This window comes from Pseudomonas japonica, assembly GCF_900188455.1.
Taxonomy (GTDB): Bacteria; Pseudomonadota; Gammaproteobacteria; order Pseudomonadales; family Pseudomonadaceae; genus Aquipseudomonas; species Aquipseudomonas japonica.
The window spans coordinates 152,894-178,116 of record NZ_FZOL01000014.1 but is presented as its reverse complement, the minus strand read 5'-3'; the positions used below and the strand labels follow the sequence as shown (position 1 = coordinate 178,116).

The 25,223-nt window shown below is 63.4% G+C and carries 24 protein-coding genes and 1 pseudogene; 10 read left to right on the top strand and 15 right to left on the bottom strand.

Annotated elements, in window-relative coordinates; translation table 11 throughout:
* Positions 1-369: 369 nt before the first annotated feature.
* Positions 370-1,569, bottom strand: coding sequence for a tyrosine--tRNA ligase (tyrS, locus tag CHB99_RS17965; RefSeq protein ID WP_042123846.1), 1,200 nt, complete (start codon positions 1,567-1,569; stop codon positions 370-372).
* Positions 1,570-1,779: 210 nt separating this feature from the next.
* Here tyrS and CHB99_RS17960 point away from each other — a divergent pair, with 210 nt between their 5' ends.
* Both CHB99_RS17960 and CHB99_RS17955 read left to right on the top strand, forming a co-directional pair.
* Positions 1,780-3,207 carry a peptidoglycan DD-metalloendopeptidase family protein gene (locus tag CHB99_RS17960; RefSeq protein ID WP_042123848.1) on the top strand — a complete coding sequence of 476 codons (1,428 nt, stop codon included), beginning with the start codon at positions 1,780-1,782 and terminating at the stop codon, positions 3,205-3,207.
* A 3-nt stretch (positions 3,208-3,210) separates the two neighbouring features.
* Entirely contained in the window at positions 3,211-4,302 is a 1,092-nt protein-coding gene (locus tag CHB99_RS17955; RefSeq protein WP_042123850.1) for an anhydro-N-acetylmuramic acid kinase, read from the top strand.
* Between the two features lie 57 nt (positions 4,303-4,359).
* Here CHB99_RS17955 and erpA read toward each other — a convergent pair whose 3' ends face one another.
* Together erpA and argC are read right to left on the bottom strand one after the other, a co-directional pair.
* Positions 4,360-4,710: an iron-sulfur cluster insertion protein ErpA gene (erpA, locus tag CHB99_RS17950; RefSeq protein WP_009408529.1), complete on the bottom strand. Its 351-nt coding sequence runs from the start codon at positions 4,708-4,710 to the stop codon at positions 4,360-4,362.
* Between the two features lie 142 nt (positions 4,711-4,852).
* Positions 4,853-5,887: an N-acetyl-gamma-glutamyl-phosphate reductase gene (gene argC / locus CHB99_RS17945; protein WP_042123854.1), complete on the bottom strand. Its 1,035-nt coding sequence runs from the start codon at positions 5,885-5,887 to the stop codon at positions 4,853-4,855.
* A 142-nt stretch (positions 5,888-6,029) separates the two neighbouring features.
* Between argC and hemJ the strand changes: the two genes are divergently transcribed.
* The 6 genes from hemJ to CHB99_RS17915 all read left to right on the top strand — a co-directional run bounded on the left by hemJ (position 6,030) and on the right by CHB99_RS17915 (position 10,457).
* Entirely contained in the window at positions 6,030-6,452 is a 423-nt protein-coding gene (gene hemJ / locus CHB99_RS17940) for a protoporphyrinogen oxidase HemJ (RefSeq protein ID WP_170946394.1), read from the top strand.
* Positions 6,453-6,482: 30 nt separating this feature from the next.
* Positions 6,483-7,439, top strand: coding sequence for an NAD(P)H-dependent flavin oxidoreductase (locus tag CHB99_RS17935; protein ID WP_042123863.1), 957 nt, complete (start codon positions 6,483-6,485; stop codon positions 7,437-7,439).
* 72 nt (positions 7,440-7,511) lie between these two features.
* A complete protein-coding gene (locus CHB99_RS17930; protein WP_042123864.1) occupies positions 7,512-8,285 on the top strand; it encodes an SDR family NAD(P)-dependent oxidoreductase in 774 nt (257 codons plus the stop codon).
* Between the two features lie 73 nt (positions 8,286-8,358).
* The gene (locus tag CHB99_RS17925; protein ID WP_042123865.1) at positions 8,359-8,697 is read left to right on the top strand and encodes a histidine triad nucleotide-binding protein; all 339 of its coding nucleotides are present in this window, start codon (positions 8,359-8,361) and stop codon (positions 8,695-8,697) included.
* 65 nt (positions 8,698-8,762) lie between these two features.
* Positions 8,763-9,410: a 2-polyprenyl-3-methyl-6-methoxy-1,4-benzoquinone monooxygenase gene (gene coq7, locus CHB99_RS17920; RefSeq protein WP_042123866.1), complete on the top strand. Its 648-nt coding sequence runs from the start codon at positions 8,763-8,765 to the stop codon at positions 9,408-9,410.
* Positions 9,411-9,416: 6 nt separating this feature from the next.
* Positions 9,417-10,457 carry a DUF2157 domain-containing protein gene (locus CHB99_RS17915; protein ID WP_042123867.1) on the top strand — a complete coding sequence of 347 codons (1,041 nt, stop codon included), beginning with the start codon at positions 9,417-9,419 and terminating at the stop codon, positions 10,455-10,457.
* Positions 10,458-10,461: 4 nt separating this feature from the next.
* Here the strand turns inward: CHB99_RS17915 and CHB99_RS17910 are convergent, their stop codons facing one another.
* Positions 10,462-10,884, bottom strand: a complete 423-nt coding sequence (locus tag CHB99_RS17910; protein ID WP_042123869.1) for an OsmC family protein — start codon at positions 10,882-10,884, stop codon at positions 10,462-10,464.
* A gap of 192 nt (positions 10,885-11,076) precedes the next feature.
* Here CHB99_RS17910 and crp point away from each other — a divergent pair, with 192 nt between their 5' ends.
* Positions 11,077-11,721 (top strand): cAMP-activated global transcriptional regulator CRP, encoded by a 645-nt coding sequence (crp, locus tag CHB99_RS17905; protein ID WP_042123871.1) that lies wholly within the window; start codon positions 11,077-11,079, stop codon positions 11,719-11,721.
* On the opposite strand, the gene CHB99_RS17900 is transcribed toward crp, so the two are convergent.
* The 4 genes from CHB99_RS17900 to CHB99_RS17885 form a co-directional block, all read right to left on the bottom strand.
* A complete protein-coding gene (locus CHB99_RS17900; protein WP_042123876.1) occupies positions 11,718-12,422 on the bottom strand; it encodes a lipoate--protein ligase family protein in 705 nt (234 codons plus the stop codon). The two genes, crp and CHB99_RS17900, sit on opposite strands and share 4 nt — an antisense overlap.
* A 110-nt stretch (positions 12,423-12,532) precedes the next feature.
* Complete coding sequence (gene trpC, locus CHB99_RS17895; RefSeq protein WP_042123878.1) at positions 12,533-13,366, bottom strand: indole-3-glycerol phosphate synthase TrpC; 834 nt, start codon at positions 13,364-13,366, stop codon at positions 12,533-12,535.
* Complete coding sequence (gene trpD / locus CHB99_RS17890; RefSeq protein WP_042123879.1) at positions 13,363-14,412, bottom strand: anthranilate phosphoribosyltransferase; 1,050 nt, start codon at positions 14,410-14,412, stop codon at positions 13,363-13,365. Before trpD ends, trpC begins: the two co-directional genes overlap by 4 nt.
* A gap of 9 nt (positions 14,413-14,421) precedes the next feature.
* A complete protein-coding gene (locus tag CHB99_RS17885) occupies positions 14,422-15,015 on the bottom strand; it encodes an aminodeoxychorismate/anthranilate synthase component II (RefSeq protein ID WP_042123880.1) in 594 nt (197 codons plus the stop codon).
* A gap of 366 nt (positions 15,016-15,381) precedes the next feature.
* On the opposite strand from CHB99_RS17885, the gene estP reads away from it, so the two are divergent.
* Positions 15,382-17,289 (top strand): esterase EstP, encoded by a 1,908-nt coding sequence (gene estP, locus CHB99_RS17880; RefSeq protein ID WP_042123881.1) that lies wholly within the window; start codon positions 15,382-15,384, stop codon positions 17,287-17,289.
* A 127-nt stretch (positions 17,290-17,416) separates the two neighbouring features.
* Here estP and trpE read toward each other — a convergent pair whose 3' ends face one another.
* The 7 genes and pseudogenes from trpE to CHB99_RS17845 form a co-directional block, all read right to left on the bottom strand.
* Positions 17,417-18,895, bottom strand: a complete 1,479-nt coding sequence (gene trpE / locus CHB99_RS17875) for an anthranilate synthase component I (RefSeq protein ID WP_042123883.1) — start codon at positions 18,893-18,895, stop codon at positions 17,417-17,419.
* A 72-nt stretch (positions 18,896-18,967) separates the two neighbouring features.
* A pseudogene (locus tag CHB99_RS17870) lies at positions 18,968-19,784 on the bottom strand (phosphoglycolate phosphatase).
* Positions 19,781-20,455: a ribulose-phosphate 3-epimerase gene (gene rpe / locus CHB99_RS17865; protein ID WP_042123887.1), complete on the bottom strand. Its 675-nt coding sequence runs from the start codon at positions 20,453-20,455 to the stop codon at positions 19,781-19,783. Before rpe ends, CHB99_RS17870 begins: the two are co-directional and overlap by 4 nt.
* A 218-nt stretch (positions 20,456-20,673) precedes the next feature.
* Positions 20,674-21,501, bottom strand: a complete 828-nt coding sequence (locus CHB99_RS17860; protein ID WP_042123888.1) for an ABC transporter permease — start codon at positions 21,499-21,501, stop codon at positions 20,674-20,676.
* Between the two features lie 11 nt (positions 21,502-21,512).
* Positions 21,513-22,760, bottom strand: coding sequence for an ABC transporter permease (locus tag CHB99_RS17855; protein ID WP_042123890.1), 1,248 nt, complete (start codon positions 22,758-22,760; stop codon positions 21,513-21,515).
* Between the two features lie 66 nt (positions 22,761-22,826).
* Positions 22,827-23,861: an ABC transporter substrate-binding protein gene (locus CHB99_RS17850; RefSeq protein ID WP_042123892.1), complete on the bottom strand. Its 1,035-nt coding sequence runs from the start codon at positions 23,859-23,861 to the stop codon at positions 22,827-22,829.
* A gap of 40 nt (positions 23,862-23,901) precedes the next feature.
* Entirely contained in the window at positions 23,902-25,026 is a 1,125-nt protein-coding gene (locus CHB99_RS17845; RefSeq protein WP_042123893.1) for an ABC transporter ATP-binding protein, read from the bottom strand.
* Positions 25,027-25,223: the final 197 nt, after the last annotated feature.

Sequence of the window (25,223 nt, the reverse complement as noted above, 5' to 3'; positions counted from 1 at the left end):
CTTCAACCGAGGCGCGTATTCTACGCTTTCCTCTAAGTCTGTCAAGCGTTTATTTTGAAGTTTTTTCAGAATTTCTCGTTCAACTTCAAACACTTGACTCGCTGCGATCTCTCGTTAGCGGGAGGCGAATTCTACAGCGTTACAACCTGCTGTCAACTGCCTTTTTCAACCGCCTTCGTCGATGACCGAAGCACTTCCGATACTACCTGAAACATCCAACCCATTGATTCTCAAGGAGTTTTCCGTTTCGACTGCGCCGGAAGTGGGGCGAATTATAGAGAGATAATACGGGGCGTCAAGGGCTGAGTTGAAACTTTTTCAAAACAGCCCTGAAACAGAACTGACACCTCTATATAGAGGAGCAGCTCCTCACTCAGCCTTCAGCGTGATACGTGCAAAGGCTTTCTTGCCAGCCTGGCAGACATGGGCCTCTCCCAGAACGAAGACAAAGCCGCGATCGACGACCTCACCATCGACACGCACGCTACCGGCAGCCAGCAGATCCCGAGCCGCGGCAGAGTTCTTCACCAGGCCCGCCTTGTTCAAGACGGCCGAGATCGGCATGTCTTCCGTCGCGACCACTTCTATCTCCGGCAGGTCTTCCGGCAGCTCGCCTTCCTTCATGCGGTTGCCCGCGGCACGATGAGCATTGGCCGCCGCCTCTTCACCATGGAAGCGAGCAACGATCTCTTCAGCCAGCTTGATCTTGATGTCACGCGGGTTGGCGCCGGCAGCGACCTCGGCACGGAAACCATCTATCTCTTCCATCGAACGGAAACTGAGCAGCTCGAAGTAACGCCACATCAGGGTATCCGGGATCGACACCAGCTTGCTGTACATCACGCCCGGCGCTTCCTGGATGCCCACGTAGTTACCCAGCGACTTGGACATCTTCTTCACGCCATCGAGACCTTCGAGCAGTGGCATGGTCACGATGTTCTGAGCCTCCTGACCATAACCACGCTGCAGCTCACGCCCCATCAGCAGGTTGAACTTCTGGTCGGTACCACCCAGCTCGACGTCAGCCTTCAGTGCCACGGAGTCGTAGCCCTGCACCAGCGGATAGAGGAACTCGTGAATGGCGATCGGCTGATTGCTGGTGTAACGCTTATCGAAGTCGTCGCGCTCGAGCATGCGCGCCACGGTGTACTGCGAGGCCAGGCGAATGAAGTCGGCTGGGGTCAGCTTGTCCATCCAGGTGGAGTTGAACGCCACTTCGGTCTTGGCCGGGTCGAGAATCTTGAAAACCTGCTGTTTATAGGTCTCGGCATTCTCCAGCACTTGCTCGCGGGTCAACGGAGGACGGGTGGCGCTCTTGCCGCTCGGGTCACCGATCATGCCGGTGAAATCACCGATCAGGAAGATCACCTGGTGCCCCAGATCCTGGAACTGACGCAACTTGTTGATCAGCACCGTATGCCCCAGGTGCAGATCGGGCGCGGTGGGGTCGAAACCCGCCTTGATGCGCAGCGGCTGACCGCGCTTGAGTTTCTCGACCAGCTCAGACTCGACCAGTACCTCTTCCGCTCCACGCTTGATCAGCGCTAGCTGCTCTTCAACCGACTTCATAAACAGACCCGCAGGCTCAGATTCTAAAGGGCCCCAACCATACAAGATCAGCCGTCAATTACAAGATCGGGCCGGATGTGACCCGCGGACCGGCTGCTGACGTCTGCGTCGCTTGCTTTGGAAGGGATTTGGTTATATTTTATACAGTTATTTCATCTTCATCATGTCATTCATCTTTTCCATTTCATCTTTTTCAAAGCCATCTCACTCATGACCAACTCACCGCCTAAAGCGCCCCCGCTTTATCCGAAGAGCCACCTGTTGGCCGCCAGCGGCATCGCCGCCTTACTCAGCCTGGCCTTGCTGGTATTTCCATCCAGCGAGGTCGAAGCCAAACGGACCACTCTGAACCTGGAGCTGGAGGCCCCTGCCGAGCAGCTCAAGGCCCAGCCCGAGCAACCGCTGGCCGTGGAAGAATCCAGCGCTTCGCCATTCGCCCAGATCGACACCGCAGCAACACCGAGCGAAGAAACCGCCAAGACCGAGCCGACCCCCAAGGCCGAGGAAGTCGCCGCGGAAGCCCCTGCCAAGGAACCCGGCCACCGCGAAGTCACCGTTGCCCGCGGCGACACCCTGTCGACCCTGTTCGCCAAGCTCGGCTTGCCTGCCAACGCGGTGCATGAAGTGCTGGCCAGCAACAAGCAGGCGAAACAGTTCAGCCAGCTCAAGCATGGCCAGGTACTGCAGATCGAACTGGACAAGGACGGCCAACTGGCCAGCCTGCACAGCAAGGTAAGCGATCTGGAAACCATTCGCTTGACCAAGAGTGCCAACGGCTACGCATTCAATCGCGAAGTGACCAAGCCGGTAACCCGCTCCGCCTACGTGCACGGCGTGATCAAGAGCTCGCTTTCGGCCTCGGCCCAGCGCGCCGGTCTATCGCACAACATGACCATGGATATGGCCAACATCTTCGGCTATGACGTCGATTTCGCCCAGGACATCCGCCAGGGCGACGAATTCGATGTGATCTACGAGCAGAAAGTGGTCGACGGCAAGGTCGTCGGCACCGGCAACATCCTTTCCGCGCGCTTCACCAACCGCGGCAAGACCTACAGTGCCGTGCGCTACACCAACAAGGCCGGCACCACCAGCTACTACACGGCCGACGGCAACAGCATGCGCAAGGCGTTCATCCGCACGCCGGTGGACTTCGCCCGTATCAGTTCACGCTTCTCGGCCGGACGCAAGCACCCGATCCTGAACAAGATCCGCGCGCACAAGGGTGTCGACTATGCCGCGCCGCGCGGTACGCCGATCAAGGCCGCCGGTGACGGCAAGGTCCTGCTCGCTGGTCGCCGCGGCGGCTACGGCAACACCGTGATCATCCAGCACGGCAACACCTACCAGACCCTCTACGGACACATGCAAGGATTCGCCAAGGGCGTGAAGACCGGCGGTTCCGTCAAGCAGGGCCAGGTCATCGGCTACATCGGCACCACCGGCCTGTCCACCGGACCGCACCTGCATTACGAGTTCCAGGTCAACGGCGTACACGTCGATCCGCTGGGCCAGAAGCTGCCAATGGCCGATCCGATCGCCAAGGCCGAACGCCAGCGCTTCATGCAACTCAGTCAGCCACTCATCGCACGCATGGACCAGGAAAAGGCCACCATGCTGGCGCTGAACAAGCGCTGATACATGGCTCTTTACCTTGGCGTGATGTCCGGCACCAGCCTCGATGGTCTGGACATCGCCTTGATCGAGCAGGAGCCACAGGTCTCGCTGCTCGCCAGCCACTACATCCCCATGCCCGAGACGCTGCGCCTGGCCATGCTTGGCCTGTGCGCCAGCGGTCCCGACGAGATCGCCCGCGCCGCCCTGGCGGAAACCGAGTGGGTACGCCTCGCGGCGCAGGGCATCCAGCATCTGCTCGATGCGCAAAACCTTCGCCCTGAAGACATCCGCGCCATCGGCAGCCACGGCCAGACCATTCGCCACGAACCCGCTCGCGGGTTCACTGTGCAGATCGGCAACCCCGCCCTGCTCGCCGAGCTCACCGGCATTACCGTGGTCGGTGACTTCCGCCGGCGCGACGTTGCCGCAGGCGGCCAGGGTGCGCCGCTGGTACCGGCGTTTCACGACGCCTTGTTCGCCAGCCAGGGCGAACGTCTGGCAGTGCTCAACGTCGGTGGTTTCAGCAACCTCAGCCTGATCGAAAGGGACAAGCCGGTCAGCGGCTTCGACTGCGGTCCCGGCAATGTACTGCTGGACGCCTGGATCAACGAGAAGCAGGGACTCGGCTACGATGCCGACGGTGCCTGGGCAGCCAGCGGCAAAGCCCTTCCTGGCCTGCTGGGCAATTTGCTGAGCGATCCGTTCTTCGCCGGTACCGGCCCCAAGAGCACAGGCCGGGAACTGTTCAATCTGCCCTGGCTGCAGCACCACCTGAGCACCCAGCCTGCCTGTGCCGACGAGGATGTCCAGGCCACCCTGCTGGAGCTGACCGCGCTGAGCATCGTCGACTCACTGAAAAAGGCCCAGGAGGACACCCAGGTCCTGCTGGTCTGTGGCGGCGGCGCACACAATGGCGCGCTGATGAAACGCCTGGCCGGCCTGTTGCCGAACGCAAAGGTAAGCAGCACGGCGGCGTTCGGTGTCGATCCGGACTGGGTCGAGGCCATGGCCTTCGCCTGGCTGGCGCACTGCTGTCTGGAAGGCATTGCCGGCAACCGACCCAGCGTCACCGGTGCCCGCGGCCTGCGCGTGCTCGGCGCCATCTACCCGGCGTGAATCCCAGAAAGCAAAACGCCGCGCATGAGCGCGGCGTCAGCAAAGGATCCCGGCGAATCAGATCGAGAACGACGAACCGCAACCACAAGTGGTCGTGGCGTTCGGGTTCTTGATGACGAAACGCGAACCTTCCAGGCCTTCCTGGTAGTCCACTTCGGCACCGGCCAGGTACTGGAAGCTCATCGGATCGACCACCAGGGCAACGCCCTCGCGCTCGACGATGGTGTCATCTTCCGCGATGTCTTCATCGAAGGTGAAGCCGTACTGGAAGCCGGAGCAGCCACCGCCCGTCACGAAAACCCGCAACTTCAGACGATCATTGCCCTCTTCGTCAACCAGGGTCTTCACCTTGTGCGCGGCGTTGTGCGTGAACTGCAAAGCCGAAGGGGTGAAGGATTCGACGCTCATGCTGAATATCTCCCGGCGTTATGCCGCCATTGCGTGATGGCGCGCATTATCCGCTTCCCCTAGAAAATCGGTCAACTATAGAAGCGGCATCAGGCTACAAGCGGAAAGTATAAGTGCCGCCCGCAGCCCGATGTGTCAGCCCTTATGGCAGCAGGCCGGCGTGGGACAGACCCAGGCGCTCGTCGAGGCCGAAGAGGATGTTGAGGTTCTGCACCGCCTGGCCGGAAGCGCCCTTCACCAGGTTGTCGATGACCGACAGCACCACCACCAGATCGCCGCCCTGCGGACGGTGCACGGCGATGCGGCAGACGTTGGCGCCCTTCACGCTGCGGGTTTCCGGATGGCTGCCGGCCGGCATGACGTCGACGAACGGCTCATCGGCATAGCGCTTCTCGAACAGTGCCTGCAGGTCCACCGAGGTATCGGCGACGGTTGCGTACAGGGTCGAATGGATACCGCGAATCATCGGGGTCAGGTGCGGCACGAAGGTCAGGCCGACTTCACCACCGGCGGCGCGACGCAGGCCCTGGCGGATTTCCGGCAGGTGGCGGTGACCTTTGACGGCATAGGCCTTCATGCTCTCGCCTGCCTCACAGAACAGCGAACCGACACTGGCACCACGACCGGCGCCGCTGACGCCCGACTTGCAGTCGGCGATCAGACGCGAGGCATCGGCGATACCCGCTTCCAGCAGCGGCAGGAAGCCCAGTTGGGTAGCGGTCGGGTAGCAACCTGGAACGGCGATCAGGCGCGCCTGGCGGATCTGTTCGCGGTTGACTTCCGGCAGGCCGTAGACCGCGTCCTTCAGCAGTTCAGGCGCGCCATGGGGCTGGCCGTACCACTTGGCCCATTCGTCAGCGTCCTGCAGGCGGAAGTCGGCGGACAGGTCGATGACCTTGGTGCCGGCCGCCAGCAATTCACCGGCCAGGGCATGGGCAACGCCGTGCGGCGTGGCGAAGAACACCACGTCGCAGGCGGCCAGGGTCTTGGTGTCCGGCACACTGAAGGCGAGGTTGTCGTAATGGCCTCGCAGGTTCGGGTACATGTCGGCCACCGCCAGGCCCGCTTCCGAGCGCGAGGTGATGACTGCGACTTCAGCCTGAGGATGCTGTGCCAGCAGACGCAGCAACTCGACACCGGTGTAACCCGTGCCGCCGACGATACCGACCTTGACCATGAACTGCCTCCTATCAACGAACCGACTGGAAAACCAGCGATGATAGGGGTCCGGGGTTACAGCTACAACCGTTGAGATGACGGGCGCGGCGCCTAACCACTACTATCTGACGACCGTGAACCGCCAAGGAATAGAAAACATGCTGTACCTATGGATCAAAGCCCTGCACATCGTCAGTATCGTCTGCTGGTTCGCCGGGCTGTTCTACCTGCCACGCCTGTTCGTTTACCACGCCGCAAGCCAGGACCAGATCAGCCGCGAGCGCTTCGTGATCATGGAGCGCAAGCTCTACCGCTTCATCATGGGCCCGGCGATGATCGCCGCGTTCGTCTTCGGCATCTGGATGCTCTACCTGACCCCCGGCTGGCTGAGCCAGGGCTGGCTGCACGCCAAGCTGACGCTGGTAGTGCTGCTCACCGGCTACCATCACATGTGCGGCGCCAACGTGAAGCGCTTCGCCCGCGGTGAAAACGCCCGCAGTCATACCTATTTCCGCTGGTTCAACGAAGTGCCGGTGGTGTTCCTGCTGCTCATCGTAATTCTGGTGGTCGTCAAGCCGTTCTGACAGTAGCCATCACTCACACGAGAACCTGCCATGTCATTGCCCGCTCTGCTCGAACAACGCCTGCGCCTGCCCGTGGTGGCGGCACCGATGTTTCTGATTTCGAACCCGCAGCTGGTCCTGGCCTGCTGCCGCAACGGCGTGATGGGCAGTTTTCCCGCGCTGAACCAGCGTGACACCGCGGGTTTCAAGGCCTGGCTGGAAGAAATCGACGCCGGCCTGGCCGAGCTGGACAATCCCGCGCCCTACGCGGTCAACCTGATCGTCCACCAGAGCAATCCGCGGCTGCAGGCCGACCTCGCGGTGTGCATCGAGCACAAGGTGCCCGTGGTGATCACCAGCCTTGGCGCCGTCAAGGAAGTGGTGGACGCCGTGCACAGCTACGGCGGCCTGGTGTTCCACGATGTCACGACCCGCCGCCATGCGGAGAAAGCCGCGCAGGCCGGCGTCGACGGACTGATCGCGGTCGCCGCCGGCGCCGGCGGGCATGCCGGGACCTGGAGCCCGTTCGCCCTGGTCAGCGAAATCCGCGAGTTCTTCGACAAGACCCTGTTGCTCGCCGGCTGCCTCAACCGCGGTCACGAGATCCTCGCCGCGCAATTGCTGGGCGCCGACCTGGCCTATCTCGGCACTCATTTCATCGCCAGCCGGGAGAGCCAGGCCTCGGAGGAATACAAGGCCATGCTGCTGGCAGCCAAGGCCGCCGATATCGTACACACCCCGGCGGTTTCCGGCGTACCCGCGAGCTTCATGCGTCAAAGCCTGGAACGCGCCGGGTATGACCTGAGCAGCCTGGCCAAAGGCGGCGATATCCAGCTCAAGCCGATCCACGAGGAAGCCAAGGCGTGGAAGACCGTATGGTCCGCCGGGCAAGGTGTCGGCGCCATCGACGAGCAATTGCCGGTGGAGCGATTGATCGCCCGTCTCGACGAGGAGTATCGCCAGGCGCTGGCCACGGCGAATCGTCTCGGCACGCACTGGCCACGCTGACGGGGCAGCCTTTGCCCCGCTCTCGCTGTAGACTACCCGCCCTTGTCGAACACCCTGCCATTGGAGAACTGCATGACCCGTTACGCCATGATCACCGGTGCCTCCAGCGGTCTGGGCCTGGCACTGGCCGAAGCATTGGCACGGCGCGGTCGCAACCTGATCCTGGTAGCGCGCCAGCGCGAACGGCTGGAGCCGGTCGCCATCGAGCTCACCCAGCGCTTCGGCGTGGAAGTGCTGTTTCGCGCCTGCGACCTCGGCGAGCCACTGCGCTTGTCGGGTTTTCTGCTGGAACTGGAAGAAGGCGAGCGGCGGATCGATCTGCTGGTGAACTGCGCCGGGATTCGCTCATACGGGCATTTCCTTGCCCAGGAATGGGCCGACGAACAGGATCTGATCGAGGTCAACATCCTCGCACTCACCCGGCTCTGCCATGCGCTGGGCAATGCCATGGCCGTGCAGGGCGGCGGGCAGATCCTCAATGTCGCCTCGCTGGCCGCTTTCGCCCCGGGCCCGTGGATGAGCAGTTACGCCGCGAGCAAGGCCTATGTACTGCATTTCTCCGAAAGCCTGCGTGAAGAACTGAAACAGACCGGAATCAAGGTCTCGGTGCTCTGCCCTGGCCCGGTGCACTCGGCGAACCGGCGCATCCCGCGCCTGGACAACAGCAAGCGCTGCCTGAGCGCGGAAGAGGTGGCGCTGTACACGGTACGCGCGCTCGACCGCAACCAGGCCATCATCCTCCCCGGCCGACGCAATCGCTGGCTGGCCCGCGCGCCACGCCTGCTGGGCCGCTGGATCAGCCGCAAGCTGGCCGGTGCGATCAATCGCGCCTACTGCCCACGCTGAAGCGAATCGCCACTGGGCGGCGGCGCGGCGGCTGAGTACACTCAGGCCCGACCACCACCATGGAGCAAGCGCTGTGGATACTATCTTCACCAAGATCATCAACCGGGAAATCCCGGCGAAGATCATCTACGAGGACGACCAGGTCCTGGCGTTCCACGATATCGCCCCGCAGGCACCGGTACATTTCCTGGTAATCCCGAAAAAGCCGATCCGCACCCTCAACGACCTCACCGAGGAAGACAAGGGCCTGGCCGGACACATCCTGTTCACCGCCCAGCGCCTGGCCCGGGAACTGGGTTGCGAAGACGGCTTCCGCGTCGTGATGAACTGCAACGAGCTGGGCGGCCAGACCGTCTACCACATCCATATGCATGTGCTCGGCCAGCGCCAGATGCACTGGCCACCGGGCTGATCCAGCGCAAGCCCTGTAACAGGGATTGGGTTAAACTGTCGGGCACATTCTTGCGGAGGTGCCCGATGGCTACCGAACGTCAATACTCGCCGCTCGACCGCTTGTTGCTGCAGGCCGACACCGCCATGCGCACCTTGCTGCCCTTCAGCGGCCAACCTACCCGCCCGTCTCCTGCGATCGTCCAGCCCGAATCCGAGCTCGACGACAAGCAGGCCCGCCACGTCGCCGGCCTGATGCGCATCAACCACACCGGTGAAGTCTGCGCCCAGGCGCTTTACCAGGGGCAGGCCCTGACCGCCAAGCTGCCGGAAGTGCGCAAAGCGATGGAGCAGGCCGCCGACGAGGAAATCGACCACCTGGCCTGGTGCGAACAGCGCATTCGCCAGCTGGGCAGTTCCCCGAGCGTGCTCAACCCCCTGTTCTATGGCATGTCCTTCGGTATCGGCGCTCTCGCCGGGCTGATCAGCGACAAGGTCAGCCTGGGCTTCGTCGCCGCCACCGAGCATCAGGTGTGCAAGCATCTGGATGAACACCTTGAGCAGATCCCCGCAGAAGACGAAAAGTCCCGGGCGATCCTCGAACAGATGCGCGTCGACGAGGAGCATCACGCGGAAGCGGCACTCGATGCCGGTGGCTTCCGCTTCCCGCCTCCGGTCAAGTTCGGCATGAGCCTGATGGCCAAGGTCATGACCAAAAGCACCTACCGCATCTGATCGCTGATGAACGAGCGCTTCGCAGCCCGGGATCTGGCCCGCGCCGTTGACGCCGGCGTGCTGAACGCCGAGCAGGAGCAGGCGCTGCTGCGCTTTCTGCGCCAGCAGCCGCTGGAGCAACCCAGCTTCCAGCTGGCCCATGTGGCGTTCTATCTCGGCGCCTTGCTGATCATGGGCGCCATGGGCTGGCTGCTCAGCGAAGCCTGGATGCGCATCGGCGACCACGCACTGCTCGCCGTCGCGCTGCTGTACATCGTCGCGTTGACCTTCGCCGGCCTGGCCATGCAACGCCGTGGCCAGCCGATTCCCGCCGGCGTACTCGCGGCGGTGGCGGTGAGCATCGTGCCGCTGGCGGTGTTCGCCATCGAGCGCCTCACCGGGCTGTGGCCGCTGGATGACACCCAGGCCGACTACCACGACTATTACCGCTACGTGCAGGGCGGCTGGCTGCTGATGGAAGTGGCGACGATAGCGGCGGGCCTGCTGATGCTGCGACTGATCCCCTTCCCGTTCATCGTCATGCCGATCGCCGTGGCGCTGTGGTTCATGTCCATGGACCTGAGCGAATGGTTCCATGGCGACACCTTCACCTGGGAGCAACGCCAGGAAGTCTCGCTATGGTTCGGCCTCGGCCTGCTGCTGGCGTTCCTGCTGATCGACGGCCGCACACGCAGGGACTATGCGTTCTGGGGTTATCTGGCCGGTTTGCTGGCGTTCTGGGGTGGACTGACATCGATGAACAGCGACAGTGAACTGGGCAAGGCCCTGTACTGCCTGATCAACGTCATCCTGATGCTGGTCGCGGTACTGCTGCGTCGCCCCATGTTCATGGTCTTCGGCGCACTGGGGGTGGCGGCGTACCTCGGTTATCTGTCGTACGAGGTGTTCGCCGAATCGTTGCTGTTCCCGCTGGTACTGACCCTGATCGGCCTGGCGGTCATCGGCCTCGGCCTGCTTTATCAGAGGCACCGCGAGCGCCTCAGCGAGAAATGGCGCGCCGCGTTGCCGGCCAGCCTGATGAACTGGCTGCCGGCACTGCGGCGCTGAGCACTCAGCCGAGTTCGACGATCTCGTAGCTGTGGGTGATCTCCACACCCGCGCGGCCCAGCATGATCGAAGCCGAGCAGTATTTCTCCGCCGACAGTTCCACCGCGCGCTTGACCTGGGCTTCCTTCAGACCACAGCCCTTGACCACGAAGCGCAGGTGAATCTTGGTGAACACCTTCGGATCCTCGCTGGCTCGCTCGGCTTCGAGGAAGGCTTCGCAGCTTTCCACGGCCTGGCGGGACTTCTTCAAGATGCTGACCACATCGAAGTTGCTGCAACCACCCAGGCCCAGCAACAGCATTTCCATCGGGCGAACGCCCAGGTTACGCCCGCCGGCATCGGGCGGACCGTCCATCACCACGACGTGCCCGCTACCCGATTCGCCCAGGAACATGGCCTCGCCGGCCCACTGGATACGCGCCTTCATAACCCGATCTCCGCATGCTTGAAAAAATGGCTGCCAGCTTAGTCCCTACAGGCAGAAGCGAAAAGGCTTAAGCGCTTGAGTAAATATGCCGATACAGAGGCCGCGTCTGATAAACTGACGCCAAATTGATGGCGTTTTGCACCCATCCCAAAACTACAAATACTCACGGACCGCGTATTTCGGGGCTTAACCATGGTTGCCGCACCACTTTCAGCCAAGATCAAGAACGTCGACAAGCTGCTCGCGCATTGCCAGCGCCGCCGCTTCCCGGCCAAAAGCAACATCCTCAGTGCCGGCGATACCGCTGAAACCCTGTCGTTCATCATCAAGGGCTCGGTCACCATCCTGATCGAAGGCGACGATGGTCGGGAAATGATCATCGCCTATCTCAACAGCGGCGACTTCTTCGGCGAACTCGGCCTCTTCGAACCAGCGGGCAAGGAACAGCAGCGCAGTGCCTGGGTGCGGGCCAAGACAGAGTGCGAAGTCGCGGAAATCAGCTACGAGAAATTCCGTGAACTGGCGCGCCAGGATCAGGACATTCTCTACGCCCTGGGCAGCCAGATGGCCCAGCGCCTGCGCAACACCACACGCAAGGTCGGCGACCTGGCGTTCTTCGACGTGACCGGCCGGGTCGCCCGCTGCCTGCTGGAACTGTGCACGCAGCCAGACGCCATGACTCACCCCGACGGCATGCAGATCAAGATCACCCGTCAGGAAATCGGTCGGATCGTCGGCTGTTCGCGGGAGATGGTCGGTCGCGTTCTCAAGGATCTCGAAGAACGCAACCTGGTGCATGTGAAAGGCAAGACCATGGTGGTCTTCGGCACCCGCTAATCCCGCGGGATGGCGCTGAGGGTCCGGGCGTAGGCCTGGGCCAGACGCTCCAGCAACGGCGCCTCGGGCACCACCTCGTGCAGCGCGATATGGCTGTCGGCCAGGCAGCGCTGCTCAAGCTCGCAACATTCATTGAAGCGGTTGACCGCCGCAACCATCGACTCGCGCTCGTTATCCAGCAGCAATGCCCCATGCACCAGTACCACCGGACGCTTGCCGTCGAGGCCCTGGCGCCAGCGCTGGGCGGTGCCGACCAGCTTGCGGCCATTGAGATTGACGTTGTAGCGCCCGTCGCAGAAGGCACCTTCGATCTCGCCGACCGAGGCCACCCCGCCCCACTCCCTCAGCACCTCGCACAACGGCAGGCACAGGCGCTCGTAGGCGCTTTCGATACGGTTCTGATCGCCTTCGCTGCGTGGCGCCACGTAGACCAGCGCGATATTGATCACCGCCGACGATTGCGGCACCGGCTCGCCGCCGGTTTCGCGCAGCAGCACGGGCCAGCCGGTGATCGCCAGTTCACCACAGGCCGCCTCGAAGCCTTCCAGCCGGCTCATGCGTCGCGGCATCACCAGCGCCCGGTCGGTAGGGCGCCAGAACAGCAGGCCGTGATCGCGCTCGCCCTTGCACACGGCCGCCAGCAGATCCTGCTCGGCATGCAGCCCGGCTTCGACGGTGACGGCTACAGGTTGTTCGCTCATGTCCTTTTCCCCTCTCCAAAGCAGCGCAATCGGGACCGCGTTGCGGTCCATCGCAGGCAAGCCAGCTCCTACAGAAATGAAAAAGCCGGCATCCGCCGGCTTCGAATCGATCAATCCAGTCCGTTCTGGCCTGGCACCACACGTCCGGGGAAGAACAGACGCTGCAGTTCCACGCCCGGCTGCTCGGCCCGCATGAACGCCTCACCGACCAGGAAGGAATAGACCTCGTTGATTTCCATCAGCTCGACATCGGCCCGATTGAGAATGCCGCTCTCGGTGATGGCCAGGCGATCGCGAGGGATGCGCGGCAGCAGGTCGAGGGTGGTTTCCAGGCTGACGTCGAAAGTGTGCAGGTTGCGGTTGTTGACCCCGACCAACGGCGTATCGAGGGTCTTCAGCGCGCGCTCCAGTTCGTCGCCGTCATGCACCTCCACCAATACGTCGAGACCGACGCTCTTGGCAGTGGCGGCCAGCTCGGCCATCTTCACGTCGTCCAGGGCGGAGACGATCAGCAGCACGCAGTCGGCGCCCAGGGCACGGGCTTCGACGATCTGGTACGGATCGATCATGAAGTCCTTGCGGATCACCGGCAGTTGCACCGCCGCGCGGGCCTGCTGCAGGTAGACGTCGGCCCCCTGGAAGTAATCGACATCGGTCAGCACCGACAGGCAGGTCGCCCCGCCCTTCTCGTAGCTGACCGCGATCTCGGCGGGAACGAAGTTCTCGCGGATCACGCCCTTGCTTGGCGAAGCTTTCTTGATCTCGGCGATCACCGCTGGCTGCTTGCGCTTGGCCTGCTCGATCAGCGCGTTGGCGAAACCGCGTGGCGCATCGGCCGCCGCGGCCAGACGCTCCAGCTCGGCAAGGCTGACCCGGGCGCTGCGCTCGGCGACTTCCTCGACCTTGCGGGCGAGGATCTTTTCCAGAACCGTCGGCACACTCATCCTTCATTCTCCTGCTTGAATACCGCGGTAAAGGCGCCCAGTTCCTCGAGTTTTTCCCGGGCCAGGCCAGTGTGCAGCGCATCGTGAGCCAGCTCGACGCCCTGCTTGAGGCTCATCGCCAGGTCGGCGGCGTACAGGGCGGCACCGGCGTTGAGCACGATCATTTCCGCGGCTTTCTGGCCGTTCTCGGTCTTGCGCTTGCCGATGGCATCGCGAATCAGCGCCAGCGACTCTTCCGGACCACTGACCGCCAGGCCATGCAGGCTCTGGCTCTTCATCCCGAGGTCTTCCGGTTCGACCCAGTATTCGCTGATTTCACCGTTCTTCAGTTCGGCGACGAAGGTCGGCGCGGCGAGACTGAATTCGTCCAGGCCATCCTTCGAGTGCACCACCAGCACATGCTTGCTGCCCAGGCGATGCAATACTTCCGCCAGCGGGCGGCACAGGGCCTGGGTGAACACGCCGACGACCTGGTGCTTCACACCAGCCGGATTCGTAAGCGGGCCGAGCATGTTGAACAGGGTCCGCAGACCCAGGTCGCGACGTGGGCCGGCGGCATGTTTCATGGCGCTGTGGTGGGTCTGGGCGAACATGAAGCCAATGCCCACGCTGTCGATGCAGCGGGCTACCTGGACCGGCGTGAGGTTCAGGTAGATGCCGGCGGCTTCCAGCAGGTCGGCGCTGCCGCTCTTGCCGGAGACCGCGCGATTGCCGTGCTTGGCCACGGTGCAGCCGGCGGCGGCGACGACCAGGGCCGAGGCGGTGGAAACGTTGAAGATATTCGCGCCATCGCCGCCAGTACCGACGATATCGACCACGCCATCGAGGCTGTTGAGCTCGACCTTGTCCGCCAGCTCACGCATGACCGAGACAGCGCCGACGATCTCGTCGATGCTTTCGCTCTTCATGCGCATGCCCATCAGGAAGGCACCGATCTGCGCTTCGCTGCACTGACCGGTCATGATCTGGCGCATCACATCGCGCATTTCCTCGGTGGACAGGTCCAGGTGGCCGACGATCCGGCTCAACGCATTCTTGATATCCATACTCAATCCTTAGCGGTGGCCGCCGGTCTGCTTGAGGAAGTTGGCGAACAGCGCATGGCCCTGCTCGGTGAGGATCGATTCGGGGTGGAACTGCACGCCCTCGATGTTCAGGGTCTTGTGGCGCAGGCCCATGATCTCGTCGACGGCGCCATCTTCGAAGGCGGTCCAGGCGGTCATTTCCAGGCAGTCCGGCAGGGTTTCGCGCTTGACCACCAGCGAGTGGTAGCGAGTCACGGTCAGCGGATTGTTGAGACCGGCGAACACGCCCTTGTTCTCGTGGACGACCGGGCTGGTCTTGCCATGCATGACCTGGCGCGCGCGCACCACGTCGCCACCGAAGGCCTGGCCGACGGACTGGTGGCCCAGGCACACGCCCAGGATCGGCAGCTTGCCGGCGAAATGATGGATGGCGGCGATGGAGACACCGGCCTCGGTCGGGGTGCACGGACCGGGAGAAACGACGATGCGCTCGGGTTGCAGGGCTTCGATCTGCTCGATGGTCAGTTCGTCGTTGCGAATGACCTTGACCTCCGCCCCCAGCTCACCGAAGTACTGAACGACGTTGTAGGTAAAGGAATCGTAGTTGTCGATCATCAGTAACATCTGGGTTCAACCTCTTGAATACTGACTTTGAATGACTGCCTTCCCGACTGCCGACATGCAGTGCCACCCGCCCCAGTCATTACCAACTGTTGCAGAGGTGTGTGAAATCATTTCAGAAAGGCAAAACGTAACGGGCCGGGAAACCGGCAGGAGATAAAGTCAGGCGCGCCAACGCCAACGGGCGTGGGCCTTGATAACGCGCATCAAGAGTTTGCTGACGATCAACACGGGGTAGGTCTCGTTCATACGTTTCGGCACAGTAGCTTACGGAAACAATGCGTGCAATATCGGCAGGCCAGGAAGCGACGGATTTGCTACCTTCAACCCGCGCAATGCCCAAAAACAACGACAAGAAGGACTCTTGCGATGAGAAAACGCCGCTATCTGCGTCAATCGGCCGCGTGCCTGCTGGCCGCCGCCTGCTCCAGTGCCATGGCCGCTCCATCTCCCTACTCCACCATGATCGTCTTCGGCGACAGCCTCGCCGATGCCGGCCAGTTCCCCGACCCCGCGAGCGCGCCCGGCAGCAGCCAGCGCTACACCAACCGCAATCCGGACGGCACCTTCGCACCCGTGTCGTCGATGATCCTCGGCAGCTATCTCGGGGTCGCCGCGGCAGACCTGAACGCGTCCACTTCGCCGGTGAACGCCGCGCTGGGGATCCCCGACGGCAACAACTGGGCGACCGGAGGCTATCGCACCGACCAGATCTACCAGTCCATCACCGGCGAATCCCTGGTGGTCATCCCACCCGGCAACCCCGGTGCCGGCACGGTGCTGCGCCAGCGTCCCGGCTACCTGGCCGGCGGGCGCCTGGCCGATCCGAATGCACTGTATTACCTCACCGGTGGCGGTAACGACTTTCTCCAGGGCCTGATCACCTCTCCCGTCGCCGCGGCCACCTCGGCCAGCCAGCTGGCCGCCAGCGCCCAGGCGCTGCAACAAGCCGGCGCGCGCTACATCATGGTCTGGCTGCTACCCGACCTTGGCCTGACCCCGGCGCTCAACGGCACGCCACTGCAGGGCCCGAGCTCGCAACTCAGTGCGGTGTTCAACCAGACGCTGGTCAGCCAGCTGGCGCGGATCGATGCCGAGATCATCCCGCTGAACATCCCCCTGCTGTTCAACGAGGCACTCGCCGCGCCGACGCAGTTCGGCCTGGCTGCCGACCAGAACCTGCTGCGCACCTGCTACAGCGGCAACGGCTGCACGCAGAACCCGGTCTATGGCGCCAACGGCACCACCCCCGACCCAAGCAAGCTGCTGTTCAACGACTCGGTGCACCCGACCATCGCCGGTCAGAAGATGATCGCCGACTACGGCTACTCGATTCTCTCCGCCCCCTGGGAACTGACCCTGCTGCCGGAAATGGCCTACGGCACCCTGAACGCCCATCAAAGCGAACTGCGCAACCAGTGGCAGGCCGACTGGCAGGCCGTCGGGCAATGGCAGGCGATCGTCGCGGCCAGCGGCCAGCAGCTGGACCTCGATAGCCAGAGCAGCTCGGCCAGCGCCGACGGGCACGGCTACAGCCTCACCGTGGGCGGCAGCTATCGTCTCGACGAGAACTGGCGTGTCGGCATCGCCGGCGGCTTCTACCGGCAGAAGCTGGAAGCCGGCGCGCAGGATTCCGACTACCGCCTGAACAGCTACCTCGCAACGCTCTTCGCCCAGTTCAACCACGACCGCTGGTGGGCCGACGCCGCGCTTACCGGCGGGCGCCTGGACTATGACGACCTGAAGCGCACCTTCGCCCTCGGGCCGAACGATCGCAGCGAGAAGGGCGACACCGATGGCGACCTGCTCGCAGTGTCCGCCCGCCTCGGCTTCGACCTGGCGGAACCGGGCAGCCCGTGGCATCTGTCGCCCTTCGTCAGCGCCGATTACGCACGGATCAAGGTGGATGGCTACAGCGAGGAAGGCTCACGTTCCACAGCACTGACCTTCGATGACCAGAAGCGTGATTCCCGACGGCTGGGTGTGGGGTTGCAGGGCAAGTTCCAGGTGACCCCGGCGACGCTGGCGTTCGGCGAAGTGGCCAAGGAGCACGAGTTCGAGGATGACCGCCAGGACCTGACCATGCACCTCAGCAGCCTCCCGGCGAACGACTTCACCCTGACCGGGTATGCGCCGCACAGCAGCCTGACGCGGGTGAGTCTTGGTGTGAGCCAGACCCTGGCGCCGGGGCTGGCATTGCGTGGGAGCTACAACCGGGTCACCAGTGATGAGTTGACCCAGCAGGGGGTCAATCTGGCGTTGAGCCTGGACTTCTGACTGCTCTTGTAGGAGCTGGCTTGCCTGCGAAGGACCGCAACGCGGTCCTCGATTTCACCGCTATGGGCCCGCTGCGCGGTCCTTCGCGGGCAAGCCACGCTCCTACAGTGCGCGGCCAGCGACCTTGTCAGCGAGGTTTCTGCTCAGCCAGTGCAACTGCCCGGAACATCGCCCGGCGCTTGTTGATCGTCTCTTCCCACTCCAGCGCCGGCACCGAATCGGCGACGATGCCGCCCCCCGCCTGCACATGCAGCTCGCCGTCCTTGATCACCGCGGTACGAATCGCGATCGCGGTATCCATGTTGCCGTTCCAGGCGAAATACCCCACCGCACCACCGTAGACGCCACGCTTGACCGGCTCCAACTCGTCGATGATCTCCATTGCCCGAATCTTCGGCGCACCGGACAGGGTGCCCGCCGGCAGGATCGCCCGAAGCGCGTCCATCGCGGTCAGGCCGCTCTTCAGTTGGCCGGTGACGTTGGAAACGATGTGCATCACGTTGGAATAACGCTCGATGACCATCTTCTCGGTGAGCTTCACCGAACCGACTTCCGATACCCGCCCGGTGTCGTTGCGGCCCAGGTCGATGAGCATCAGGTGCTCGGCGATCTCTTTCTCGTCGGACAGCAGGTCTTCTTCCAGGGCCCGGTCGGCTTCCTCGGTGGCGCCACGCGGACGGGTGCCGGCGATCGGACGCACGGTGACCAGATTGTCCTCGACCCGCACCAGCACTTCCGGCGAGCTGCCCACTACGTGGAAGTCGCCGAAGTTGAAGAAGTACATGTACGGCGTCGGGTTGAAGCAGCGCAGCGCCCGGTACAGGTCGATCGGCGCGGCACCGAAGTCGATGGACATGCGCTGCGACGGCACCACCTGCATGCAGTCGCCGGCGAGGATGTATTCCTTGATGGTGTCCACCGCGCGCTCGTAGTCCGCCTGGGTGAAACTGGAGCGGAACGCCGGCTCGGCAGCCTGCGGGCCGCTGAAGTCCAGGCCACGGCGCGGGGTGATCGGCTGGCGCAGCTGTTCGAGCAATTCCTGCAGGCGCGCCTGGCCTTGTTCGTAGGCGTTTTCCTGGGAAGGATCGGCAAGCACGATGGCGTGCATCTTGCCGGCCAGGTTGTCGAACACCACCACGGCGTCCGAGACCATCAGCAGGATGTCCGGCACGCCCAGCGGATCCGGGTTCGGGCATTTGCCCAGGCGCTTCTCGACGTAGCGCACGCAGTCATAGCCGAAGTAGCCGACCAGACCACCGTTGAAGCGCGGCAGACCGGCGATGGTCGGCACCTTGTAGCGGTCCTTGAAGGTCTCGACGAAGGCCAGCGGATCTTCCACGTCATGACACTCGGTCTCGACACCGTCGATGGTGATGCGCACCTGGTGGTCATGGACCCGCAGCACGGTGCGGCACGGCAGGCCGATGATCGAGTAGCGCCCCCACTTCTCGCCGCCCTGCACCGATTCGAGCAGGTAGGAGTTGGGCTGGTCGGCCAGTTTCAGGTAGATCGACAGCGGCGTGTCGAAGTCGGCCAGGGTTTCGCAGGCCAAGGGAATGCGGTTGTAGCCTTCAGCGGCCAGGCGCAGGAATTCTTCGCGGGTCATGATTGCCTCGTGGCGGTAGGGCAAGAAAGATCAAATGGCAAACGTGCCGGATCGCAGCCGGCTGGAGGGAAGTCAGGCGCGCCAACGCCAACGGGCCAGGGCCTTGATGACTTTCATCCAGAGTTTGCCAGGTGCTACCACGATGGAATCTCTACCAGGTAGGGGGTCGAAGGGCTCAACGTTAGCTCAGTGGCTGCAGCGAAGCAACCGGGAGCAGGGCGCGCAGGTCGTCGATCACCAGTGCCGGCAATTCCTCGCTGATCGGACGACCATGGTTGTAGCCGTAGGTCAGCCCCACGCACTTCACCCCGGCGGCCTTCGCCGCCTGCACATCGCTGCGCGAGTCGCCGACGAACAGGGCATCGTCCGGCTCGACGCCGGCCAGGCGCATCACATGCAGCAGCGCGGCCGGATCGGGCTTCTTCTGCGGCAGGGTGTCGCCACCGATGACCCAGCGGAAATAAAGACCGATCTGCATCTGGTCCAGCAACGGACCGACGAAACGTTCCGGCTTGTTGGTGATCAGGGCCATTTCCACGCCCTGCTCCTGCAGCCAGCGCAGGGTATCGCGCACGCCCGGATAGACCACGGTGCGCTCATGGCTTTCACCATACGCCCGCATGAAGATCTGCAGGCCGTGCTCGGCCTCCTGCTCGTTCACCGACGAATGCTCGATGTCGCCGACCAGGGCCCGGCGCACCAGCACCGGAGCACCGTTGCCGACCCACTGGCGTACCGCGGCGATGCCCGCGGCGGGGCGTCCCATTTCGAGCAGCATGCGGTCCACCGCCGCCGCCAGATCCGGGACCGAGTCGATCAGCGTGCCGTCGAGGTCGAACATCACCAGTTTCGGCAGGCGTTGCGCAAACAGCTGCTCGAAGCCGCTCATGAGCGTGCCAGGGCCATTTCGGCGCGCATCTTGTCGATCACGGCCTTGTAGTCCGGCGTGTTGAAGATCGCCGAGCCGGCGACGAAGGTGTCGGCGCCCGCCGCGGCGATTTCGCGGATGTTGTTGACGTTGACCCCACCGTCGATTTCCAGGCGGATGTCACGGCCGCTGGCGTCGATCAGGGCGCGGGCCTCGCGCAGCTTGTCGAGGGTGCCGGGAATGAACTTCTGCCCGCCGAACCCGGGGTTGACGCTCATCAGCAGGACCATGTCGACCTTGTCCATCACGTACTTCAGCGCATCCAGGCCGGTGGCCGGGTTGAACACCAGGCCGGCCTTGCAGCCGCCGTCGCGGATCAGTTGCAGGGAGCGGTCGATGTGCTGCGTGGCTTCCGGGTGGAAGGTGATGTAGGTGGCGCCAGCCTCGATGAAGTCGCCGATGATGCGATCGACCGGGCTGACCATCAGGTGCACGTCGATCGGCGCGGTCACGCCGTACTTGCGCAGGGCCGAGCAGACCATCGGACCGATGGTCAGATTGGGCACGTAGTGGTTGTCCATGACATCGAAGTGGACGATGTCGGCACCGGCGGCCAGCACATCGTCGACCTCCTGGCCCAGGCGGGCGAAGTCGGCGGCAAGGATCGAGGGGGCAATAGCGAAGGGCTGCATGGCGCACCTTTGGGCAGATTCACGGTGGCGCGCATTGTACATCAGGGAAAAGGCCGATGCGGTGCTCGGACGCCCAGCATTGACTCAGTTGCAACCTTTGTAGGAGCTGGCTTGCCCGCGAAAGGACCGCATCCGCGGTCCCCGACGTCACCGCTATCGGGGACCGCTGGCGCGGTCCTTTCGCAGGCAAGCCAGCTCCTACGGGGAAAGTGCCAGTCTCAGGTAGGTTGCTGGGTCCGCAGCTTCTCGCTGCGCCCGCGCAGCCACTCCAGGGTCAGCAGCAGGATCACCGAGAAGGCGATCAGCAGCGTCGCGGCGGCGGCAATCGTCGGGCTGAGGTTCTCGCGGATACCGCTGAACATCTGCCGTGGCAAGGTCGCCTGCTCGGGACCGGCGAGGAACAGGGTCACCACCACTTCGTCGAACGAGGTGGCGAAGGCGAACAACGCCCCCGAGATCACCCCCGGCGCAATCAGCGGCAGTGTCACCCGGCGGAAAGCCGTGACCGGCGAGGCGCCGAGGCTGGCCGCGGCGCGCACCAGGTTGTGGTTGAAGCCCTGCAGGGTCGCCGACACGGTGATGATGACGAACGGCACGCCGAGCACCGCATGCACCAGGATCAGCGAGAGGAAGCTGTTGCCCAGCCCCAGCGGGGCAAAGAACAGGTAGCTGGCGACACCGATGATCACCACCGGCACCACCATCGGCGAAATCACCAGGGCCATGATCAGCGACTTGCCGGGGAAGTCCCCGCGGGTCAGGCCGATCGAAGCCAGGGTGCCGAAGACCATGGCCAGCACCGTCGCCGCCGGAGCGACGATGATGCTGTTCTTCAGGGCGCGCATCCACTCATCGGAGGCGAAGAAGTTGTGGTACCACTGCAGCGAGAAGCCCTGCAGCGGGTAGACCAGGAAGCTGCCGCTGTTGAACGACAGCGGGATGATCACCAGCACCGGCAACACCAGGAACAGCAGGATCAGCCCGCAGAGAATGCGCAAGCTGTAGAACCAGACCCGCTCGACGGGCGACATGTAGGGGCTCAGCATGATTTCGCTCCTCAGCTCAGGCGCAGGCGGCTGGAGCCGACCAGCCAGCTATAGATCAGGTACAGCAGCACGGTGGCCAGCAGCAGCAGGCCGCCCAGTGCGGTCGCCATGCCCCAGTTGATGCTGGTGTTGGTGTAGAAGGCCACGAAGTAGCTGACCATCTGGTCGTTCGGGCTGCCCAGCAGTGCCGGCGTGATGTAGTAGCCGATCGCCATAATGAACACCAGCAAGCACCCGGCACCGACACCGGCGTAGGTCTGCGGGAAATACACGCGCCAGAAGCTGGTGAACGGATGGCAGCCGAGGGAGATCGCCGCACGCATGTAGGTCGGCGAGATGCCCTTCATGACGCTGTAGATCGGCAGGATCATGAACGGCAGGAGAATGTGGACCATGGAGATGTACACACCGGTGCGGTTGAACACCAGCTCCAGTGGTTTGTCGATGATGCCCACGGCCATCAGTGCGCTGTTGATCAGACCGCCGGACTGCAGGAGCACGATCCACGCCGCCACCCGCACCAGGATCGAGGTCCAGAACGGCAGCAGCACGAGAATCATCAACAGGTTGCTCTGCCGGGTCGGCAGGTTGGCCAGCAGGTAGGCCAATGAGTAGGCCAGGACCAGACAGATGGCGGTGATGACGAAGCCCATCCACAGGGTACGGGTGAAGATGTCCAGGTAGATGGCCTGGTCCGGGGTGGCCGGAGCCAGTTCACCGAGGTCGTCGATGCGGTGGTCCAGGGCCGCCAGCAGGTAGAACGGGGTCACGCCGCTGGTGTTGCGACGGATCGCCTGCCAGTAGGCGGGATCGCCCCAGCGCTCATCCAGTTCCTGCAGAGCATCTTTATAGGAAGCCGGCTCGCTCTTGAACGGCAGCGCCCGGGCGGTTTTCGCCAGCAGGCTGCGGTAGCCGGCCAGTTCCATGTTCAGGCGCTTGGACAGGTCGCCCAGGGTCTGGTTCTTGCGCGATTCGGCGAGGTCTTCGCTCAGGGCCTTGTACACCGGCTCGCCCGGCAGGCTCTTGCCATCCCACTCGGCCACGGCGACCACGGTGCGCGGCAGGCCGCCCACCACTTCGGGGTTGCCGACGCTCTTGTACAGCAGCGCGGCGATCGGCACGAGAAACACCAGCAACAGGAACAGCGCCAACGGCGCGATCAACGCCTGCGCCTTGAAGCGGTTGACCCGCTCGGCACGCGCCAGGCGCTGCTTGAGGGTGGGACCTGCGCCTTCTTTGATGGGCACTGCGATGGCCATAGCGAACTCCGGAAATCTTGGAAAACGGGGAGCGCCGGCATCACGCCGACGCTCCGGAGGGACGACTTACTTGGCCGCCCAGGCGTTGAAGCGTTGTTCCAGCTGTTCGCTGTTGTCGGCCCAGAACGCCACGTCGATCTGCACCTGGTTGGCGATGTTTTCCGGGGTAGTCGGCATGTCCTTCTTGATCTCGTCGGACAGCAGCGCGACCGCCTTGGAGTTGGCCGGACCGTAGGCGATGTTTTCCGAGTAGATCTTCTGCTGCTCAGGCTGCACCGAGTAAGCGATGAACTTCTTCGCTTCCTCCGCGTTCTTCGCGCCCTTCGGAATGGCCCAGGCGTCGAAGTCGTAGATGCCGCCGTTCCACACCACCTTCAGGTTGCTTTCCTTCTGTACCGCGGCAATCCGGCCGTTGTAGGCCGAGCTCATCACCACGTCACCGGAGGCGAGGTACTGCGGCGGCTGGGCGCCGGCTTCCCACCACTGGATGCTCGGCTTCAGCTCGTCGAGCTTCTTGAACGCGCGATCCTGGCCTTCCTTGGTGGCGAGAATCTTGTACACGTCCTTCGGCGCCACGCCGTCAGCCATCAGGGCGAACTCCAGGGTGTACTTGGCACCCTTGCGCAGACCGCGCTTGCCCGGGAAGGTCTTGGTGTCCCAGAAGTCTTTCCAGCTGGTCGGTGCGGTCTTCAGCTTGTCGGCGTTGTAGGCCATGACCGTGGACCAGACGAAGAAGCCCACGCCGCACGGCTGGATGGCGCCCGGAACGTAGTCGGACTCGTTGCCGAACTGGGCCGGATCCAGCTCTTCGAACATGCCTTCGTCGCAACCGCGAGCCAGCTCTGGCGACTCCACCTCGACCAGGTTCCAGGACACGCTGTTGGTGTCGACCATGGCTTTGACCTTGGCCATCTCGCCGTTGTACTCACCCGCGACGATCTTGCCCTTGCCCGCCTTTTCCCATGGCTCGTAGAACGCCTTGACCTGCGCCGCCTTGTTGGCGCCGCCGAAGGAAATCACGGTGAGATCACTTGCCGCCAGTGCGTGGGTCGCAGTGCACAGACCCAGTGCCAGAGCGGTCAACTTCAAGTGTTTGAGCATTCTTATTCTCTCCACAGTGCAGGGTGTTGGTTAGCAAACCTCAGTGGGCTTCCAGGATCGGATCGAGCGCGCGAGCGTGCTCGACCTCCCAGCCCAGCGGTACCACGTCGCCCACGGCCAGCGCCGGGTCGAGTTCGGCGATCGGCTGCTTCACGAAGAAGTCGGCCTTGCCGCAGACTTCCAGACGGACCCGCACGTGGTCGCCCAGATAGATGAATTCGGCCACGCGGCCGGAGAAGCGGTTGACGCAGCTTTCGCTGTGGCCGTTGAGGCGCACGCGCTCCGGACGCACCGACAGGGTCACCGGCTCGCCGGCCTCGCCGACGTTGATCGCCAGCGCCTCGACCTTCTCGCCACGGGCCAGGGCCACCTGGCAGCGATCGCCGTCGCGGCTGAGCAGGCGGCCATTGATGCGGTTGTTCTCGCCGATGAAGTTGGCGACGAAGGTGTTCTTCGGCTCTTCGTAGAGGGTGCGCGGGTCGGCGATCTGCTGGATCTCGCCCTGGTGGAACACCGCGACGCGGTCGGACATGGTCAGCGCCTCGCCCTGGTCGTGGGTCACGTAGACCACGGTCACGCCCAGGCGCTGGTGCAGGTGCTTGATCTCCATCTGCATGTGTTCGCGCAGTTGCTTGTCGAGGGCGCCGAGGGGTTCGTCCATCAAGACCAGTTGCGGCTCGAACACCAGTGCCCGGGCCAGGGCCACGCGCTGCTGCTGGCCGCCGGAGAGCTGGCCGGGGTAGCGCTGGGCGAAGGCATCCAGCTGGACCATGTTGAGCACGCGTTTGACCCGCTCGCTGATGTCGGTCTTGCTCAGGTTGCGCACGCTGAGGGGGAAGGCCAGGTTCTCGGCCACGGTCATGTGCGGGAACAGCGCGTAGTTCTGGAACACCATGCCGATGTCGCGCTTGTGCGGCGGCACGTTGTTGATCGAGCGACCGGCCAGTTTGATCTCGCCAGCGGTCGGCGTCTCGAAGCCGGCCAGCATCATCAGGCTGGTGGTCTTGCCCGAACCGGAAGGGCCGAGCAGGGTGAGAAACTCGCCCTTGCGGATATCCAGGTTGAGGTCTTTGACGATCAGCGACTCGCCGTCGTAGCTCTTCTGCACACCACGGAAGCTGACCAGCGTCTCGCTGGTCGCAGCGTTCGAATTGACCTCACTCATACCCGCACCTTTTTGTTGGATGACTGCTGTGATCCAAGCGTAGAGAAGGGTCGGGGTGGCGAAAATCGGGGGGGCTGAGAGATTCCTATCAGCCGGCTGGAAAGGTGCTTGTAGGGATTGCCCTACAAAGATGACGGTTTCAGATATGTCGTTGGAACGGCGGGTTGGGCCCGCGGCGCGGGCCTTCGCGGTGGTTC